Source organism: Heyndrickxia sporothermodurans (assembly GCF_003055045.1).
Taxonomy (GTDB): Bacteria; Bacillota; Bacilli; order Bacillales; family Bacillaceae_C; genus Heyndrickxia; species Heyndrickxia sporothermodurans.
The window spans coordinates 19,936-39,305 of record NZ_NAZB01000022.1 but is presented as its reverse complement, the minus strand read 5'-3'; the positions used below and the strand labels follow the sequence as shown (position 1 = coordinate 39,305).

Annotated in this window: 12 protein-coding genes; 2 read left to right on the top strand and 10 right to left on the bottom strand. The window is 35.1% G+C overall.

What is annotated here, in order from left to right:
* Window positions 1-57: 57 nt before the first annotated feature.
* Window positions 58-2,574, bottom strand: a complete 2,517-nt coding sequence (locus B5V89_RS11185; RefSeq protein WP_181294652.1) for a glycosyltransferase — start codon at window positions 2,572-2,574, stop codon at window positions 58-60.
* Between the two features lie 188 nt (window positions 2,575-2,762).
* Between B5V89_RS11185 and B5V89_RS11180 the strand changes: the two genes are divergently transcribed.
* Window positions 2,763-5,231 (top strand): glycosyltransferase, encoded by a 2,469-nt coding sequence (locus B5V89_RS11180; RefSeq protein ID WP_108072012.1) that lies wholly within the window; start codon window positions 2,763-2,765, stop codon window positions 5,229-5,231.
* 19 nt (window positions 5,232-5,250) lie between these two features.
* Here the strand turns inward: B5V89_RS11180 and galE are convergent, their stop codons facing one another.
* Window positions 5,251-6,270: a UDP-glucose 4-epimerase GalE gene (galE, locus tag B5V89_RS11175; RefSeq protein WP_108072010.1), complete on the bottom strand. Its 1,020-nt coding sequence runs from the start codon at window positions 6,268-6,270 to the stop codon at window positions 5,251-5,253.
* A 116-nt stretch (window positions 6,271-6,386) separates the two neighbouring features.
* Here galE and B5V89_RS11170 point away from each other — a divergent pair, with 116 nt between their 5' ends.
* The gene (locus B5V89_RS11170) at window positions 6,387-7,304 is read left to right on the top strand and encodes a nuclease-related domain-containing protein (RefSeq protein WP_181294651.1); all 918 of its coding nucleotides are present in this window, start codon (window positions 6,387-6,389) and stop codon (window positions 7,302-7,304) included.
* A 629-nt stretch (window positions 7,305-7,933) separates the two neighbouring features.
* On the opposite strand, the gene uvrA is transcribed toward B5V89_RS11170, so the two are convergent.
* The 8 genes from uvrA to B5V89_RS11130 form a co-directional block, all read right to left on the bottom strand.
* A complete protein-coding gene (gene uvrA / locus B5V89_RS11165; protein ID WP_107920038.1) occupies window positions 7,934-10,813 on the bottom strand; it encodes an excinuclease ABC subunit UvrA in 2,880 nt (959 codons plus the stop codon).
* A 7-nt stretch (window positions 10,814-10,820) separates the two neighbouring features.
* Window positions 10,821-12,797, bottom strand: a complete 1,977-nt coding sequence (gene uvrB, locus B5V89_RS11160) for an excinuclease ABC subunit UvrB (protein WP_107920039.1) — start codon at window positions 12,795-12,797, stop codon at window positions 10,821-10,823.
* A gap of 436 nt (window positions 12,798-13,233) precedes the next feature.
* Window positions 13,234-13,425, bottom strand: a complete 192-nt coding sequence (locus B5V89_RS11155; RefSeq protein ID WP_342352536.1) for a DUF2164 domain-containing protein — start codon at window positions 13,423-13,425, stop codon at window positions 13,234-13,236.
* A gap of 69 nt (window positions 13,426-13,494) precedes the next feature.
* Window positions 13,495-13,749 (bottom strand): CsbA family protein, encoded by a 255-nt coding sequence (locus B5V89_RS11150; protein WP_084347470.1) that lies wholly within the window; start codon window positions 13,747-13,749, stop codon window positions 13,495-13,497.
* 79 nt (window positions 13,750-13,828) lie between these two features.
* Window positions 13,829-14,473 carry an HD domain-containing protein gene (locus B5V89_RS11145; RefSeq protein ID WP_066228409.1) on the bottom strand — a complete coding sequence of 215 codons (645 nt, stop codon included), beginning with the start codon at window positions 14,471-14,473 and terminating at the stop codon, window positions 13,829-13,831.
* A 147-nt stretch (window positions 14,474-14,620) separates the two neighbouring features.
* Entirely contained in the window at window positions 14,621-16,147 is a 1,527-nt protein-coding gene (locus tag B5V89_RS11140; RefSeq protein ID WP_108072005.1) for a glycosyltransferase, read from the bottom strand.
* 490 nt (window positions 16,148-16,637) lie between these two features.
* Window positions 16,638-18,737, bottom strand: coding sequence for a heavy metal translocating P-type ATPase (locus B5V89_RS11135; RefSeq protein WP_108072004.1), 2,100 nt, complete (start codon window positions 18,735-18,737; stop codon window positions 16,638-16,640).
* Window positions 18,738-18,850: 113 nt separating this feature from the next.
* Complete coding sequence (locus tag B5V89_RS11130) at window positions 18,851-19,177, bottom strand: ArsR/SmtB family transcription factor (RefSeq protein ID WP_165797716.1); 327 nt, start codon at window positions 19,175-19,177, stop codon at window positions 18,851-18,853.
* Window positions 19,178-19,370 lie beyond the last annotated feature (193 nt).

Sequence of the window (19,370 nt, the reverse complement as noted above, 5' to 3'; positions counted from 1 at the left end):
GTTATGTCCCAGCCTCTTTTACATCAATCCTTTTCATTTAGTATTTTCTTCTCGAATTTATAAAACAATTTCTCTCCGAAACATCTCTATCGCATCCCTATTATACCCCACATAATCAAATTCCTTCATTTCCATTCCTTCTTCTATAAATGTAATCATCGCTTGTTTTAATGCTTCGACATTGTGTTCAATCAATTTTCCGTAGCCATCTACAAGTACACTTTTTATTCCGGGAACATTTGTCCCAATTACTGGTTTTTCGAGTATTAGGGCTTCGAGTAAGACTAATCCTTGCCCTTCATATTCGGAGGATAGGATAAAGCAATCACATTGGTTAAGTAGTACGAATGGGTTTTCTATTTGTCCTGTGAAGTATACTTTATTGCCAATTCCTAGAGATTGAACTAAGTGCTTTAATTGTTGTTCTAAAGGTCCTTCTCCAACAATGTAAAGTCGTGCTTTTTCCTCTACTTCGGTGACTTTAGCAAAAGCATGAATTAATGTTTCTTGATCTTTTTCAGGTGAAAGTCTAGCTATATTGATAAAATTAATATTTTGTTCCTGTGGTACAGCTACTCCTTTCAAATCTAGGACCCCTAATTCGGTATTGCCTCCACTTAAAATTAAAAACTGTTGGTTTTCAAAATTTATTAGCCTTTTTTGGTCTTTCATCGTTAGTACATGTTTATAATTTATGACATTATTTACATAAACCATTTTTTCTTTGGCATGATCAATATATTGATGTAAATCATTAAAGTTTTCACTATTAGCTGACTCAGATACTGAAATAATTTTATCAAAATAACGATATAATGAAAAAATGATCTTTAAATTTTTACGATGCTTATAATCTCCGTTTATTACTTTTTCGTATTCTTTCATCATAATATTATGCAAGTAAATACATTTCTTTTTATCCGATCCACAGGCAAATAATAATGTCCAAAATGAGTTGTAGCCGCCGAAATCAACGACAATATCGAAATTTGCATTCCCTAGCATACGTGATAGCTCTCTTTTATACATGCTTTTTGGGGCATTTCTTCTCATAACTTTTGAATATAACCCTCTTCTAACGACTAATTGATGCTGATACCATTCTTTTATCGTCATGTTCCAACTGCCTACACGGTAAAGGACACTTACATTTGGGTGTAGTTTTTTTATATTATTTTCTTTTCCATCATGTAACTCGGAAGACTCAATAACAACGATTTCATATTTTGAATAATCAAGATTATTCATTAGATTAATTGCAGAAATCGTAATTCCATTATTATAGAATCCTCCACAATAAAACAAAATTTTCTTCTTATTATTTTCATTTTTAATAACATTTTCACTCTCCTTGCCCTTCAAAACAATGTCTATAAATCGCTCTGTTGCGTTTCCATCATCATGATAGCAATAGTTCTGCAAAAATTGATTATATTTCCCTTCGTATTGCTCCTTTACGATTTGCAGTTGATGTATTTCGTCAATTACCCCTTGAATTGTTGTGCAGAACGGTCCAGGCAACTCGTTGACTCCTATATAAAAGCCTCTTTCCTTTTCATAAAAATCATAATCATCTCCATAAAAGATAATTGGCTTTTTTGATGGTAAAAAGTCAAAGAAAATACTTGAGTAGTCTGTAATTAACAGATCTACAATTGATAGTAATTCATTTGAGTCCATCCAATCTGGTACACAAATGTTTGCCATACCACTAGTTTCAAAAAATTTGTAGGCAAAGTAATGGGTTTTTAATAGAATTACATATTCATCTCCAATGTTTTTCTTTAATTCCATTAGTTCTTTATATAATTTCCTACTCGTATCCGTTTCTTGATTGACCTTTCCTCTCCACGTTGGTGCAAATAAAATAATCTTTTTGTCAGACGGGATGGACAGGCGTTTCCTAATTTTATTTTTATCAGCATGAAACATCGAATCGACCCTAGGATAGCCAATATCCGCTATTTTTCCATTAAAGAGTGAAAAAATATCATGTGACTGCAATAATTTTTCATATGTGAATTTGTTTGGACTAATTAAGTAGTCAGTATGAAGCAAGTTTCTTTGAATATTTTTATGATCAGAAAGCGCAGCATCTTTCACATGCATTCCCAAAGTCTTCAAAGGCGTTCCATGCCACGTATTAATATAGATTTGCCCCTGTTTTTTTTGAAAATAATACGGAAAGCTCGTATTGTTGATTAAATATTTTGCTTCCGTTAAATATTTTAAGTATTCATCACTATGTATTTTTACGAATACGACATTTTTATAGTTTTTATAAATAGGTATTATATTCTTTTCCTCTTCGATTGCCCATATATGCTGAAAATGACGAAATGCTGGATCTTTAAGGATTCCTTTAAAAATCGCATAAGGGTTACCTGTCATATTTTTCCCATGGTATGCTTCATATAAAATGACGTGATTTTTCACTTTCGTTTTATTAAGAAACTTCGTGTACTTTACTCTTTGTCTAAAGTTCGTATTCCATAAATAGTCTCTGACCGGCTGTCTAATAAATTTGATACGCCGTTTTAAAATTTTTTTCACCTGCAGCAGCTTTTCTTTCATTTATATATTTCCTCCATTATTACGAAATTCCCTGTACCTTTCATATTCATCCTTTTCTTCTCTCATTTGAAATATACACTATTTCATAAAATCTGCAGAAAATTTCCAAATAGCATTATAAATCGATGTTTTACTACCCATACTATGAATAGTTTAATCGTATTTTCAAAGGGAAGTCGGAGGAAAACATGTTAAAGAAAAGTTTAAAAAAAGCAAAGAATCTATTCGGAAAGAATTTTCGAAAACAAACGATTTATACAAATTACATAGAAAAAAAGGCAATTAACGATAAAATGATATTTTATGAGTCCTATCATGGGGAAAGTATGACAGGGAACCCATATGCCGTATTTTCCTATTTGATAGATCATCCAGCATTTAAAGATTTTCAACATATTTGGGCGATAAAAGATAAAGCAGCCATTCATGAAGAGTTTACTCATTTTCCTAATGTTGAATATGTCATCTATCAAAGTATCCCATATGTGAAGCGACTCGCTACTGCGAAATACCTAATCAATGACACGACCTTCCCCTCTTATTTTCTAAAAAGAAAAGGACAAATCTATGTGAATACGTGGCATGGGACACCATTAAAAACAATGGGTTTAGATATTAAAAAGAAAGGTTTTGCAGAACATAAAAATATTCAACGGAATTTTTTATGTGCAGATTATCTCGTTAGCCCAAATGAATTTACATATAAAAAATTACTGAAATCACATGCTATTTATTCGATTTATAACGGGAAAGTTTTGGATACGGGTTATCCCCGAGTTGACTTAATGTTTCATGCGGATAAGGAATTGGTTCGAAAAAAATTATCCATCCCTTCAAAGAAAAAAGTCATTTTATATGCTCCAACATGGAGAGGTACGTTAGGGGCTGAAGTAAATGAAAGTGACAGATTATTAAAAGATGTGCAGACGATTCAACAATCTGTTGGCCCCGAATATATTGTTTTGCTTAAATCACATTATTATGCCCAGCAATATTTCAAACATAAAGGGATGGACCGTAATTGTATACCAAATAAAATAGATTCAAATGAGCTGTTGTCTATAGTGGATCTTTTAATCACTGATTACTCTAGTATTTTTTTTGAATTTCTTCCGACAAAGCGTCCCGTTCTTTTTTATGCTTATGATGAAGAAGATTATATGGAGAAACGTGGTACATATATCCCCCTAGATCAATTACCTGGTCCTGTTTGTCGGACTATTGATGGAGTTATTGATAGAATTCAACATATTGAATCTGTAAAAGAACAATTTAAACCGGTCTATCAACGATTTATAGAACAATTTTGCTATCATGATGACGGTCACGCCACTGAGCGTTTTGTAAATGCCGTTTTTTATGAAAAAATACAAGAGAAGTATCTTATTCGTACCGCTACGAATAAAACAAAAATTTTAATATACGGCGGTGGCTTTTTAAACAATGGAATAACTGCTTCCATAACAAATTTATTAAAATCAATCGATTATGATCTGTATGATGTTACCCTCATTGATTATGGAAATCAAAAGGAAGAAAAGATACATAATTTAAACAAGATAGATAAAAATGTTCATATTATCTACCGAGTTGGGAGTTGGAACGCAACTATTGCTGAACGATTACGTCATATACTGTTTTTACAAAATGGTGCCTACACACCATATATGAAACGTCTCATGCCAGCAAAAATGTATCAAAGGGAAATGGGACGTATGGTTGGGTTAACGAAGTTTGATATCGGCATCGACTTTAGCGGCTACAGTCCATTTTGGTCCCTATTGTTTGCTTTTGGAGATTTTAAAAGAAAAAGTATTTTTCTTCACTCGGATATGAGAAAAGAAATAGACAAAAAGGTAAATAAAAAATATCCGCATCGAAAAAATTTACATATCATTTTTTCTTTATATAATTTTTACGATAAAGTTTTATCTGTTTCTAAGCTGACACATGAGCAAAACAAACAAAATTTAATGCGTTTTATTGAAGAATCTTCAAGAAAAATGGACTACGTGATCAATACGATTGATTATAAAAATATCCTTGCAAAAAAAGAAGATTATCAATATGAATTTGCGATGGAAACTGATCTATCGTTAAAAGGATTAGCGTCCACTGCCCCCGCATTTCCAATGCCCAGTACATCTAATATAAATTTTATTACGATTGGGAGACTCGGACCTGAAAAGGATCATGCTAAATTAATTGATGCATTTTCCGTTATTGCATCAGCAAATAAAAATGCCAGATTATATATTGTTGGGGACGGAGCATTAAGGGACGTATTAAAAGAAAAGGTAAAAAAATTGCAATTACAGGATAAAATTATCTTTACCGGTCAGATAGACAATCCATATACCTTATTAAATCTTTGTGATTGTTTTGTGCTTTCCTCAAATCAAGAGGGGCAGCCAATGGTATTGCTCGAAGCACTCGTCCTCGGTAAACCCGTAATTGTGACAGATATTCCGGGATCTAGAAGTGTTGTTGAAGGAGGCTACGGTTTAATTGTTGAAAATTCCATTGATGGCTTAGTCAAAGGGATGAACGATTATTTAGAAGGAAAACGAATAAATGAACAAGCTTTCGACTATGAAGCTTATTTGAATGACGCAATCAATATGTTTTATGAGAAAGTGTGTAGAATTGAAAAATGAAATCGGCTTTTTGCTGATTTCATTTTGTACTTTTATATCCGTATGGATTGTTTTTTTGCCACCGCCACGTATCTTCGCAAATATCATCAATTCCTTTCTTTGCCACCCAGTTTAATTCCTTTTCAGCTTTTGACGAATTTGCATAACTAATGGCTGTATCTCCTTGCCTCCGTCCGACTATTTTATATGGAATTGTTCGTTGGGCTGCATTTTCAAATGCTTTAACCATTTGGAAAACACTATAACCTTTTCCGGTACCGAGATTATATGTAGCAACACCAGTGGTTACTTTTGTTTTATTTAGAGCCTTCAAATGGCCGTTTGCAAGATCCTCGACGTGAATATAATCACGAATTCCGGTCCCATCAATTGTTGGATAATCATTCCCATATATTTTTAGCTCATTTAATTGCCCAACCGCCACCTTACTAATATAAGGCATTAAATTTGTAGGAATATCATTAGGATCCTCTCCGATTAGACCGCTTTTGTGGGCGCCGTTTGGATTAAAATATCTTAAAATTGTAATACTCCACTCCTTATCTGAATTATATAGATCACGAAGAATCTCCTCAATCATCAGCTTCGTTCTTCCATAAGGATTAATAGGTTTCGTTGCAGCAGTTTCTGCAATCGGAACCGTTTCTGGTATCCCATATACAGCTGCAGATGAACTAAATACGATTCTTTTCACATGGTGGTTCTTCATTATATCGAGTAAGTTTAGGGTACCTATTATATTGTTTTTATAATATTCTAGTGAAATTGCTATCGACTCATTTGTTGATTTTAAACTTGCAAAATGGATAACTGCTTCTATACTGTTTTCGTTAAAAATTTTTTGGATTTCCTCTCTATTTTTCAAATCAACTTTATAAATATTGAAAGCCTTTTTTGTAATCTTTTTCACACGAAATAACGCTTCAATATTACTATTGGAAAAATTATCGGCAACGATAATTTCCTCACCCGCCTGTAATAGTTCAATGCATGTATGACTACCTATATATCCGGCTCCACCTGTTACTAGAATCGCCATTTTCATGCCCCCTCTTTTTTATCATGTATATTCAACATGAGGGGGAAAATTAACTTGAGTTTGCATAAAGCTTTTTATATTATAAAATTATAGATTGTTTGAAAAGGATGTGGGATATGATTAAGAAGCCTCGTATTGAGTCAGTAGAATTAAGACGTTTTCGAAGTATGGATATACGAACGAATTTATCCGTAAAGGAAAAATCGTATTATTTAAACCTTGAAAAGGGCTTTCAAGGTGAAAAAATATTTGACGAATGGATGGAAAGCCTTACGATCGATTGCCTTATTTTGAACGATCTATTGTTTGAACATAGCAACACTTTCTTTCAAGTTGACTCTTTAATCATGCTTCAGGACATCATTCATTTTTTTGAAATAAAATATTTTGAAGGTGATTACATTATCAAAAATGATGAATGGCATTTCCTATCTGGCAAAGAAAAAGAAATAAAGAATCCTTTACTCCAATTAAAAAGAAGTGCATCATTACTCCGAAGAGTCCTCCAAGATTTAGGTTGTCACTTGCCAGTTGAAGAACATCTAATCTTCGTTAAGCCCGATTTTTATCTTTATCAAGCCCCTATCAATTTGCCCATTATTTTCCCTTCGCAGATTGAACGATTTATTGACAGCATGAATAAGAAATCGTCAAATCTAACTAGCTATCATTCTAAACTTGCCAATCAATTATTATCTTTACATGTGGATGAATCACCGTTTATACGAGTACCGAAGTATAGTTTTGATCAACTAAAAAAAGGCATCACATGTGATAAGTGTAAAGGATTTATTGACCATTATGAAAAGTATTTCATTGTATGTCCTAAATGCGGACACAAAGAAAATATTACATCGGCAGTATTACGTAGTATAGAGGAATATTGTTTACTATTTCCAAATAAAAAGCTGACAACAAACTCGATTCAAGAATGGTGTAAAATTACTTCACACAAAACAATTCAAAGGGTACTTTCAACACATTTTAAGCAACTGGGACATGGTAAATCCACCTATTATATTCGTAATAATTAACAGCCTTGTATAAAATTAAATGTAAATTAAGAGTCGTTGATGATTTTGAAGCATTTATATTGTTGGTTTATTTGGGTTAGGCTTGATTCTAGGGTTTCGATTTTGGGGACGACCAAGATGGGTTTTAGTTTTGGATCTTGGGCTTCATTCGCTAGCTTTGTCTACCAAGATGGGTTTAAGATTTGAGTCTTGGGCTTCATTCACTCGTTTTGTCGACCAAGATGGAGCTAAGTTTTGGTTCTTGAGCTTCATTCACTCGCTTTAACGACCAAGACGAATTTAAGATTTGGATCTTGGGCTTTATTCACTCGCTTTAACGACCAAGATGGGTTTAAGTTTTGGATCTTGAGCTTCATTCTCCCGCTTTAACGACCAAGATGGATTTTGGATTTGGATCTTGGGCTTCATTCGCTCGCTTTGACTACCAAGATGGATTTTAGTTTTGGATCTTGGGCTTCATTCGCTCGCTTTGATGACCAAGTTGGATTTTGAAATTAGATCTTGGGCTCCATTCGCTCGCTTTAACGACCAAGATGGATTTAAAAATTGAATCTTGAGCTTCATTCAAAGTTTTTTCCATAATGTAATGAAAAAGGAGTGACCACCCAAAATGGTCACTCCCTTATCAATTACTGCCCTACTTCCGCTTTTTCTTGATCTTCAATCCGTTTTTCCATTCTTTCGCGGTCTCTCTCAATAATGGGTTTCAAGTATTTTCCTGTATAGGACTCAGGAATCTCACATATTTCTTCCGGTGTTCCTGTTCCTACAATCGTTCCACCTTTTGCACCGCCCTCTGGTCCAAGGTCAATTAAATAATCTGCTGTCTTAATCACATCTAGATTATGTTCAATCACAAGGACGGTATCTCCATTTTCAACAAGTCGCTGAAGAACGACTAATAACCTGGATATATCATCAACATGCAGCCCAGTTGTTGGTTCATCAAGAATATATAAGGATTTACCATTTGACCGTTTATGAAGCTCGGAGGCAAGTTTTACACGTTGCGCTTCCCCTCCTGAAAGAGTCGTTGCTGGCTGGCCAAGCTTTATATAACCTAATCCAACATCATAAATTGTCTGCAATTTTCGTTTGATTTTAGGGATATTTTCAAAAAACTCAACAGCATCTTCAACAGTCATATCGAGAACATCGGCAATATTTTTCCCTTTATATTTTACTTCTAATGTCTCACGATTGTAGCGTTTCCCATGGCATACTTCACATGGGACATATACATCCGGTAAAAAGTGCATTTCAATTTTGATAATTCCATCGCCACGACATGCCTCACAGCGCCCGCCTTTGACATTAAAACTGAATCTACCCTTTTTGTACCCCCGAATTTTTGCCTCATTGGTAGCTGAAAAGACGTCACGGATATCATCAAACACACCTGTGTAGGTAGCTGGGTTTGAACGCGGTGTTCGACCGATTGGTGATTGATCAATATCAATTACTTTTTCGAGGTAATCAATGCCAGTGATCTCCCTATGCTCCCCAGGCTTGCTTTTTGCCCGATTCAGCTTTTGAGCTAAGGTTTTGTGTAACACTTCATTTACGAGCGTGCTTTTTCCCGAACCTGAGACACCTGTTACTGCCACAAAGCTACCTAGTGGAAATTTCACAGTGACATTTTTCAAATTATTTTCTTTTGCCCCTTTGATTTCAATAAAACGACCATCTGGTTTACGGCGTTCAATTGGTAATGGGATGAATTTTTTCCCGGATAAATATTGGCCCGTTAATGAATGTGGATCATTCATAACTTCTTTAGGTGTTCCAGCAGATATAATTTCGCCTCCATGAACACCTGCACCTGGACCAATATCAATTAAATAATCCGCAGCGAGCATTGTGTCTTCATCGTGTTCAACAACAATCAATGTATTTCCGATATCTCTCATACTTTGGAGTGTTTGAATTAAACGGTCGTTATCTCGCTGGTGCAAACCGATTGATGGTTCATCCAATATGTAAAGGACACCGGTTAATCGTGAACCAATTTGTGTTGCTAAACGAATGCGTTGTGCCTCTCCTCCAGATAATGTACCGGCAGCACGACTCAAAGTTAAATACTCTAATCCGACATTTACTAGAAAGCCTAGTCGCTCTCGAATTTCACGAAGGACAAGATTCGCGATTTGTCGTTCTTTTTCAGTTAAATCCAGCTGAATAAATAATTCATCTGCCTGTTCAATTGAAAGTTCTGTTACTTGCCCGATATGCTTATTATTGATTTTGACAGCTAGGCTTTCTTCTTTTAGGCGATAACCTTTGCATTTTGAACATGGCTGCTGTCCCATATATTTTTCCATTTGTTCACGAATATAGTCAGAGCTTGTTTCTCGATAGCGTCTTTCCACATTGCGTATGACGCCTTCGAATTTCACATGTCCTTCACGAATTTGCCCAAAATCATTTTCATAACGGAAATAAATCGATTCTTCACCAGACCCCAGCAAAATCTTATCTAATTGGTGCTTTGGAAGATTTTTTACAGGTGTATCCATATCAATTCCAAAATGATTACAAACAGCTTCAAGCAGCTGTGGATAATATTGTGAACTTACTGGCTCCCATGGTGCAATTGCATGTTCTTTTAATGAAAGTTCCGGATTCGGAATAATTAAACTGCGTTCGACTTTGAGCTTCGTTCCAAGTCCATCACATTCGGGACAAGCACCGAATGGGCTGTTAAATGAAAACATCCTTGGCTCTAATTTATCAATTGAAAACCCACAATGTGGACATGCTAAATGCTCGCTAAATAAAAGTTCTTCCTGGCCGATTACATCAATAATGACTCTTCCATCAGCAAGCCTCAAAGCTGTTTCTAGTGAATCTGCCAATCGGGAGGCAACTTCATCTTTTACGACAATCCGGTCCACTACTACTTCAATTGAATGTTTCTTATTTTTTTCCAATTCGATGTCTTCACTTAAGTCAAGCATTTCTCCGTCAACACGTACACGTACAAAGCCTTGTTTCTTAATATCTTCAAATACTTTTACATGGGCACCCTTACGCCCTGAAACAATTGGTGCCAACACTTGGAGTTTTGTTCTTTCCGGATATTCCATAATACGATCAACCATTTGTTCAATCGTTTGTGAAGTAATTTCAATTCCATGTGTTGGGCAAATTGGTCTCCCAATTCTTGCAAATAACAGACGTAAATAATCGTAGATTTCTGTTACGGTTCCAACCGTTGAACGGGGATTTCGACTTGTTGTTTTTTGATCAATTGATATCGCAGGAGATAGGCCTTCAATCGCATCGACATCTGGCTTATCCATTTGACCTAAAAATTGTCTAGCATAGGCTGAAAGTGATTCCACATATCTACGTTGACCTTCAGCATAAATCGTATCAAATGCCAATGATGATTTTCCCGAACCGGATAACCCTGTTAACACAACTAATTGATCTCTCGGAATGGTGACATCAATGTTTTTCAGATTATGTGCTCTTGCTCCTTGAACGATAATTTTATCTTTTGCCATATATATGTCATCCTTCCGCTTTCAATTCTAATAATGTATCACGAAGCTGTGCGGCACGTTCAAAGTCGAGCGCCTTCGCAGCTTCTTTCATATCATGTTCTAATTGTTGGATTAATTTTTCTCGTTCTTTTTTCGTTAATTTCGTTGGTGTTGTTGCAACATATTCTTCTTGGTCTTCTGCTGCACGAGTCGCCCGGATCACATCACGGATATCCTTTTGTATCGTTTGAGGGGTAATCCCATGTTTTGAATTATATTTTTCTTGAACTGTGCGGCGACGCTTTGTTTCTTCAATCGCCTTCTTCATTGAATCCGTCATCTTATCCGCATACATAATGACTTGGCCATTCGCATTACGCGCAGCACGGCCGATCGTCTGAATCAGTGAACGTTCAGAACGCAAGAATCCTTCTTTATCTGCATCAAGAATAGCAACTAGTGATACTTCTGGAATATCTAAACCTTCCCTCAACAGGTTAATTCCAACTAACACATCGTATTTTCCAAGACGTAGATCCCGAATAACTTCAATTCTTTCTAATGTCTTCACTTCCGAGTGTAAATATTGTACTTTTATACCGACTTCCTTTAAATAATCCGTTAAGTCTTCTGACATTTTTTTCGTTAACGTAGTAATAAGAACCCTTTCATTGCGTTCTACTCTTTCATTTATTTCACCAAGCAAGTCATCAATTTGTCCTTCAATTGGGCGAACTTCAATTGTTGGATCAAGTAGGCCAGTCGGACGAATAATTTGTTCAACCATTTCTGGAGTATGCTCGATTTCATACGGGCCTGGTGTTGCAGATACGTAAACGATTTGATTCACATGTGATTCGAATTCTTCAAATTTTAATGGTCGGTTATCCAAAGCTGATGGCAAGCGAAATCCATGCTCCACAAGAACTTGCTTGCGTGCCTGGTCACCATTATACATTCCGCGTATTTGGGGAATCGTGACATGAGATTCATCGACAACAATTAAAAAGTCTTCAGGGAAATAGTCTAGTAGTGTATACGGTGTGGAACCTGAAGGGCGTAATGTTAAGTGACGCGAATAATTTTCTATACCTGAGCAGAATCCCATCTCACGCATCATTTCTAAATCATAATTAGTCCTTTGCTCTAGCCTCTGTGCCTCAAGTAAACGATTATTATCACGTAGTTCCTTTAGACGTTCTTCTAATTCCTTTTCAATATTTGCAATCGCTACCCGCATTTTTTCTTCTCGTGTTACGAAGTGGGAAGCCGGGAAAATAGCGACATGATCACGATCACCAATAATTTCACCTGTTAGAGCATCAACTTCACGAATCCGATCTATTTCATCACCAAAAAATTCAACACGAATACAATGTTCATCCTTTGAAGCTGGGAAAATTTCAACAACATCGCCTCTTACTCGAAATGTACCCCGTTGAAAATCAATGTCATTTCTAGAAAACTGTATGTCTACAAGTTTGCGAAGAAGCTGGTTTCGTTCAACTTCCATTCCAGTTCGTAGAGAAAGGACCATTTCTCGGTATTCTTCCGGATTACCCAAACCGTAAATACATGAAACACTGGCAATAATGATTACATCTTCACGTTCAAATAAAGATGACGTTGCCGAGTGTCTTAACTTATCAATCTCATCATTAATACTCGAATCTTTTTCGATATATGTGTCTGTTTGAGGTACATACGCCTCGGGCTGGAAATAATCATAATAACTGACAAAGTATTCAACAGCATTATTTGGAAAAAATTCTTTAAACTCACTGTATAATTGTCCCGCTAATGTTTTATTGTGAGCAATAATTAAAGTCGGCTTTTTTACTTCCTTTATTACGTTGGAGATGGTAAAAGTTTTACCTGTCCCTGTTGCCCCTAGTAAGGTTTGATGTTTCTTTCCATTTTTTATGCCTTCAACAATTTTTCGAATAGCTTCGGGTTGATCTCCTTGCGGCTGATACTTCGAAACGAGCTCAAATTGTTCGTTCAATCCATTTTCCTCCCATCCACTTTACCTATCTATGTCATCTTTTCAAAAAAGGTTCTGTTAAACTAGATTATTGATTTCCGCTGCAGGTACTCGCTTTCCGCGGGGCTGGCGATGAGCCTCCTCATCGCTTCGCTCCCCGCGGGGTCTCATCTGTCCAGCTGATCCCGCAGGAGTCTCGCACCTTCCGCTTCAATCAACATGGTATCAATATCAACACTGAACTTTAACAAAGCTTCCCAAAAAGGTACATTATTCACGTTTTTTCATACTTATTATTTTACCACAAACAAATGTTTCTTAACCATAAAAAAGCGAACAAATTTTCGGTTTTTTAACATTTCACAGAAATTGAAAAAGAACCGGGAAAAAGGTTCCAAGTTCTTAATCGATTACTTTATTCTCTTTTCCAACGTATAAAGCTCTTCTTCTAACGAATTCATCCTTTGCACGACCATTTTTGTGCATCTGCAATTGCTTCATTATAAAAAATTGGCCCTAATTTTTCTTTAACAAATACAAAGACATTTTCAGCAGCTAAATCCCCGATTTCTTCGTCTCTTTCATTTAGAAAAAATTGTTGAATTTCCCTTATTGCATCTTCTTTCATTTCTTTTGTTATTTTTATCATGTTCTCTTCTCCTAACATTTACTTAACGCAAGTAAAAAGACGTTTGAAACAATGAACTTTTCATTTGCCTCAAACGTTTTTACTTTCCGGTTTTTTCCTTTTTTTATTTCGGTTTACCATACGGTTTGCATAATAAAATCCAATGGTTAACGATGCAGCGTCAATAATAAATAAAGGCCATGTATGTGTGTATCCTTTATAAACAGAAGCGACAATCAAGGCGACTGTTAATAGTAAGCCCACAATATGGTTATATGTTACCCTTGTGAAAAAGACAACGAGAATTCCTGGTAGAAAAATAGCTGCCAAAATTTTATCTAACATTGTTTTCACCCCTAAGGTTAAAAATCCTATCTCTATTCTTTTCTAAAATGGAAAAAAACACAAGGGGGGTGAAAATTTTTTATTCTTCTAAATTTGCTTTAACGATTTTTTGTGTGACTTTGTTTAGCTCGCTATGTTCAATAAATTTTTCATCGAGCATGTCTGGTAAAACTTCATTGAGAAAATATCTCACGCTTTCCATTTCTTTAAATTCAAGAATTGTTAATAAGGATTCTTCATAGATTTCTTGAAAAAGCGGTTCAGGATTCCCTTTTTGGATTTCTCCGAAGGATTCATATAACAAATCAATTTTATCTGCGACTGATAAAATTTTCCCTTCTAATGTGTCATCTTTTCCTTCTTTAAAACGGTCTAAGTAAATTTGCTGATATTCCTTTGGAAATTCTTTAAAAATAAATTTTTGCGTCATTTGTTCTTCTACTTGGCTGAACAAGTTTCTTAGCTCGGCTGAGGCGTATTTTACTGGTGTTTTTATATCGCCTGTAAACAATTCATTGTAGTCATGATTTAATGCTTTTTCATAAAGTGCCTGCCAATTTACTTTATTTCCTTTATTTTCTTCCACCGTTCCGAGAAATTGGGCTACTTTTGTTACTTTAAATGAATGACTGGCAACGGAATGTTCTTGGAATTTAAACTTTCCTGGACAGCGATAAATTTTTTCTAAATCCGATAAGCTTTTGAAGTATTGATGAATTCCCATATTATCACCTTTTTTTGTATTTCGTGAGATTGTAACATAGATTAGGAAAAAGAGACAAATTCATACCCCTTATGATATGATTTTTACTCTGGCTTTGTTATTGACAGACTCTCCAACTGAAATCAGTTTATCAGTAATTTTAATTAATTAATCTACGTGTCGGTTATTTATAACCTTATTAACTATATTTATCCATTTCTCTTCATATAATTTTTGGTTGTAATTCTTTTCAATCTTTTTTGATGCAAGCTTACCCATTTTTATTGAATCTTTAGGATTGTTAAACATGGTAATCATAGCTTCAGCTAATTTATCTACATTATATTTTTCAACTAGTAAACCATTTTCGTGATGATCTATTAATTCTCTCGGCCCGTATCTGATGTCGTAACTTACTACCGGTGTACAATTAGACATACTTTCCAAAACTGAAAGGGCAAATCCTTCAGTTTTAGAAGCTAATACACTAAATAAAGCTCCTTGATAAATATCCGAAGGGTTCTGTGTATAGCCTTTCAATGAAACATTTTCTGTTAATTTTAATTCTTTAATAAGCTTTTGAAGGTTTTCTCTTTCTGGACCTTCCCCCCATAATTCTAACCTTACATCTGGCACACTTTTCAATACAATTTTAAAGGCTTTAATTATGTGATTTAAATTTTTAATAGCTGAATATCTTCCTATCACTACTGCCAACTTTTCATCTTTCTCCACCTTTACTCCACCGAACAAACCTTTTTTAATACTAGATTTAGCTGCATGCGGAAGAACGAAAAGGTTATCTCTTTTTCCGATTCGATTTTCAATATCAATCTTTTGCTGATTAGTAAGAACTAATGCGGCATCTAGGTGATCAATATGATTAATACCCGTTTGAACTGTAGGTGCAATATCTGAATCCGTTTCATAAGGTGCGGCAAGATGACTACTATGCAACCTCCAAATTTTAGCCGCTTTTTTATTCTTAACTTTAATCATCAAAATATCTGTGTTTCTTGCATCAGATACTAAGACTGGATTTTCACAAGCCTCAATTACATTCTCAATCCAATCAGTTTTTAATTCTTCGTCATTCTTAAAGATCTTCTTAATGTTTCCGTTAATTTCATGGACATTAACTCGAATCGCTCTTCCGTTTTCTGGATTCACCCATTTAGAAAGATACGGTTGAGAATCGTTTCTATAATAAACCATTTGTCTTGGTTTATTTAAATTAATGTCCATATATGAAACTTTTCTAACTACACCATTTTCATCATAAACCTCTTTTTTCGTTCTATATCTTTGTTCATTAAAATAATCAACAAAATCTAAAATACCATCATCGTGATATTTCTTGTATCTAGTGTATAGTCCATTTTCATAAACTCTATATGCATTATGTCCAACATGTGGGTCTAAAACCCCTGTTTCAATTGGTTCAGGCTTTACTAATAACTCTTCTTCCCCACAAAGTTCTTCATACATGTTTAATACTTTAACGTTTTTATTTAACTGATCTGTTTCTATCAAATTTTTACGAATTTTATCATACCTAGTATTAAAGTCAAATGTGAGAATATGAGTATCATATCCCATATTTGCAAATGTATTTGCTTGATTTAAGGATGCTTTTGTTAACCCGCCACGCTTTACGTCCAAGGAATTAACTAAAAAAAACATGCTTGTATTCAAATACTTTTTCCTCCCGTAGAAAAAGATATATTTTACCAGTTAATAATATCATATTTTTACTATAAATTCTTATTATTTCTATTTTTAAACTAATAATTCGGTATGATCGTTAGTCACCCTTTCAAACTCTTGAAGATGGTAATTAGAAATAAAGTGGCGTTTTTCCGAGACGTTTAAAGTTTATTTAAAATCCGTCATATGCCTCTTGATTTGATTAAAACCAATCGTTAGCCACAAATATAACGGCAATCAAACGAAAACTGCTCCTTTATTTTACCTCTTTATTTTGGGGCATAAACATAGAAGCCAACCTCATTATTAGTGCACGCTTTTTGAAGTCTTGGTTGAATTCATTTTTTCTCCTTCGCTGAAACTCCCCATGTTTATTCTTGAATGCTTCACAATATAGTTGTTTATCAAAAATATTCCTCTCCATAAAAAAAGTACCACAGTCCAAATGACCGTGGCAGACCCCATTTTTTCTTTCTTTTTAAAAAATACTGTAGCCTTTTTTCTTAGCCTCAATCATTAATGTTAAACTAATTAATGTAACTAAAACCGTCGCTCCCATGTCAGAAAGAATGGCAATCCAAAGTGTTAGCCAGCCTGGGATTGTTAGAAGTAAGGCAATTAATTTTAGACCTAGAGCTAATGATATATTTAATTTAATAATATGATTAACGCGTTTTGAAATTCTAACTGCAGAAGGTAGTTTTCCTAGATGATCCTGCATTAGGACGATATCTGCTGTTTCAATGGCACTGTCCGTTCCTTTTCCCATTGCAATTCCGAGATCAGCGGTCGCTAGAGCTGGTGCGTCGTTGATTCCATCTCCTACCATTGCAATTTTTCCCTTTTGTGTGAGTTCCTTTATTTTTTTAACCTTTTCATCAGGTAAAAGATTGGCATAGTAATTTGATAAGCCAATTTGTTCAGCAACTTTTTTAGCCGTTTTTTGATGATCTCCTGTCAACATTACCGTATGTTTAATTCCTGCTTGATGTAATTCGTTAATAATTTGTTTACTTTCGCTACGAACTTCATCGGTTATCCCCATTAAACCAAGAACTTTTTCTTTATCTGCGACAGTAACAAGTGTATATTCCTGATCTTTAAGTGCTGTAATTTCTTTTTGAATGCTTGCTGTCATTGCGGTAGTAGGCAGTCCTTTTTCATTGCCAACAAAGTAGCGCTCTCCGTTTACAATTGCTGAGATCCCTTGACCGGGTAATGTTTCCACATCTGTTGTTTCGATAAGAGGGGCTGATGCTTCTTCAACTTTTCGCATCACTGCTTTTGCAAGGGGATGGGAAGAAAGCTTTTCTACTGAGCCCGCAATCGTCAAAAATCGCTCATCAAATACTTTCATTATTTCTACAAACGGTTCGCCTTTCGTTAGTGTTCCTGTTTTATCAAAAGCGATCGTATCAATCTTTCCTAATTGTTCAAGGAAAACTCCGCCTTTAATGAGAATACCATTTCGAGCGTTCCGTGTGATTCCGGATACAATAGCTATTGGAGACGAAAGAACGAGTGCACAAGGACAACCGACAATTAACACCGCTAAGCCTTGGTAAAACCATTTTCCCCAATCTGCACCTGCCAAAAGTGGCGGAGCAATCATAACAATAATCGCGATTATTATTATTGCGGGTGTGTAATACTTTGCAAAATGGTTAATAAACTGTTCTGTAGGTGTTTTTGTTTCTTGTGCTTCCTCTACTAAGTGTAGAATTTTTGCAAGAGAAGAATCTTCATATGATTTCGTAATGGAAATTTTTAAGATTCCTTCATTATTAATACTGCCACCATATACGGATTCATCGATCGATTTTTCGACTGGCATCGGTTCACCAGTGATGGCCGCCTCATTTACTGAACTTTTTCCTTCGATTACAATTCCGTCCGAAGGGATTTTTTCTCCCGGCTTGACTAATACGATATCTCCTGCATTTAATGTTTCAATAGATACAATCTGTTCTTTTCCATTTGCAATTAATGTTGCTTGTTTCGGAGCGACCTTTAGCAATGCCTCCATCGAACTTCTAGCTTTTTCCATGCCAAGACCTTCAAGAAATTCATTGATTCCGAAAAGAATGGCGACTAGTGTCCCTTCTTTCCATTCACCAATTCCAAATGCACCAATGAGTGCTATGGTCATCAATGTATCGATATTAAATTTTAAACGAAATAAGTATTTGATTCCTTGGATAAAAGTTTGGTATCCGCTCAATGCTGCGGCAATTATAAAGATCGTAATTGCTATACCTTCGCTCCATTTGCCAACGAATATCGCGATAAAATAAAGCACCGCTGACATTATAATTAATGTTTTTAGCATGCGGTTTGAATGTGAATGTGCGTGGGTATGATTATGATCGTCATGTGCATGTTCGTCTTTGACAATGGCCGTTCCATCATTTGCCAAAATCTTTTCTACTTGGGTGAGTGAAATATCATCTTTTACGATTAACTTGCTCGAGTTATACAAAACTTTTGCATCCTCGCCATTCTCAAGTTTTTGAATTTCCTCTTCCATTTCCCTGGCACAATTTGCACATGAAAGGCCTTGTAATTTATATTCAGCCATGTTAACTCCCCCTTGAACAAAGCAAGCAGTCTGTTACTATTTTTTCGATTATGACTTAATTGATCGTCTTTTATAATCTGTGTTTTCCACGTGTTATTATGTGAAAAAGATAGTCAGTGATGTCTAGCATGGTTAATGGTTTGTTTCAGTATATTCATAACATGTTCATCGTCGTGCGAATAAAATAATGTTGTGCCTTCTCTTCTGTATTTTACTAAGCGCAGGTTTTTCAAAAATCTTAGTTGATGCGATACAGTTGTTTGAAGAAGTGATAGTTTTTCGGCAATTTCATTTACGGAATGTTCTTTTTCGGATAATAAATGCAGAATTCGAATCCTTGTTGGTTCAGATAATGCTTTAAATGTTTGGGAAACGATAAATAATGTTTCTTCATCTAATTCATCATGCTCTAAATCAATACGATTATTATCTTCTGTCATTGGTTTCACCTCTATTATATTCAATATATGCATATATGTTCATATATTATATTTTTCATTTTATATAATGGGCCTTAAAGAAGTCAAGTATTATCAGAAAAATAGGATATCGATTTCCGCTCCAATCATAGTGCAAAAATAGCATTTTACTTTAACACAGCCAGAAAAATAAAAAACAGACGCTTTTTCGTCT

What these genes read in the sequence shown, in the direction of transcription:
- B5V89_RS11185 (WP_181294652.1), bottom strand. Translation starts at nt 2,574, where the DNA reads ATGAAAGAAAAGCTGCTGCAGGTGAAAAAAATTTTAAAACGGCGTATC.
- B5V89_RS11180 (WP_108072012.1), top strand. Translation starts at nt 2,763, where the DNA reads ATGTTAAAGAAAAGTTTAAAAAAAGCAAAGAATCTATTCGGAAAGAAT.
- galE (WP_108072010.1), bottom strand. Translation starts at nt 6,270, where the DNA reads ATGGCGATTCTAGTAACAGGTGGAGCCGGATATATAGGTAGTCATACA.
- B5V89_RS11170 (WP_181294651.1), top strand. Translation starts at nt 6,387, where the DNA reads ATGATTAAGAAGCCTCGTATTGAGTCAGTAGAATTAAGACGTTTTCGA.
- uvrA (WP_107920038.1), bottom strand. Translation starts at nt 10,813, where the DNA reads ATGGCAAAAGATAAAATTATCGTTCAAGGAGCAAGAGCACATAATCTG.
- B5V89_RS11155 (WP_342352536.1), bottom strand. Translation starts at nt 13,425, where the DNA reads ATGATAAAAATAACAAAAGAAATGAAAGAAGATGCAATAAGGGAAATT.
- B5V89_RS11150 (WP_084347470.1), bottom strand. Translation starts at nt 13,749, where the DNA reads ATGTTAGATAAAATTTTGGCAGCTATTTTTCTACCAGGAATTCTCGTT.
- B5V89_RS11145 (WP_066228409.1), bottom strand. Translation starts at nt 14,473, where the DNA reads ATGGGAATTCATCAATACTTCAAAAGCTTATCGGATTTAGAAAAAATT.
- B5V89_RS11135 (WP_108072004.1), bottom strand. Translation starts at nt 18,737, where the DNA reads ATGGCTGAATATAAATTACAAGGCCTTTCATGTGCAAATTGTGCCAGG.
- B5V89_RS11130 (WP_165797716.1), bottom strand. Translation starts at nt 19,177, where the DNA reads ATGACAGAAGATAATAATCGTATTGATTTAGAGCATGATGAATTAGAT.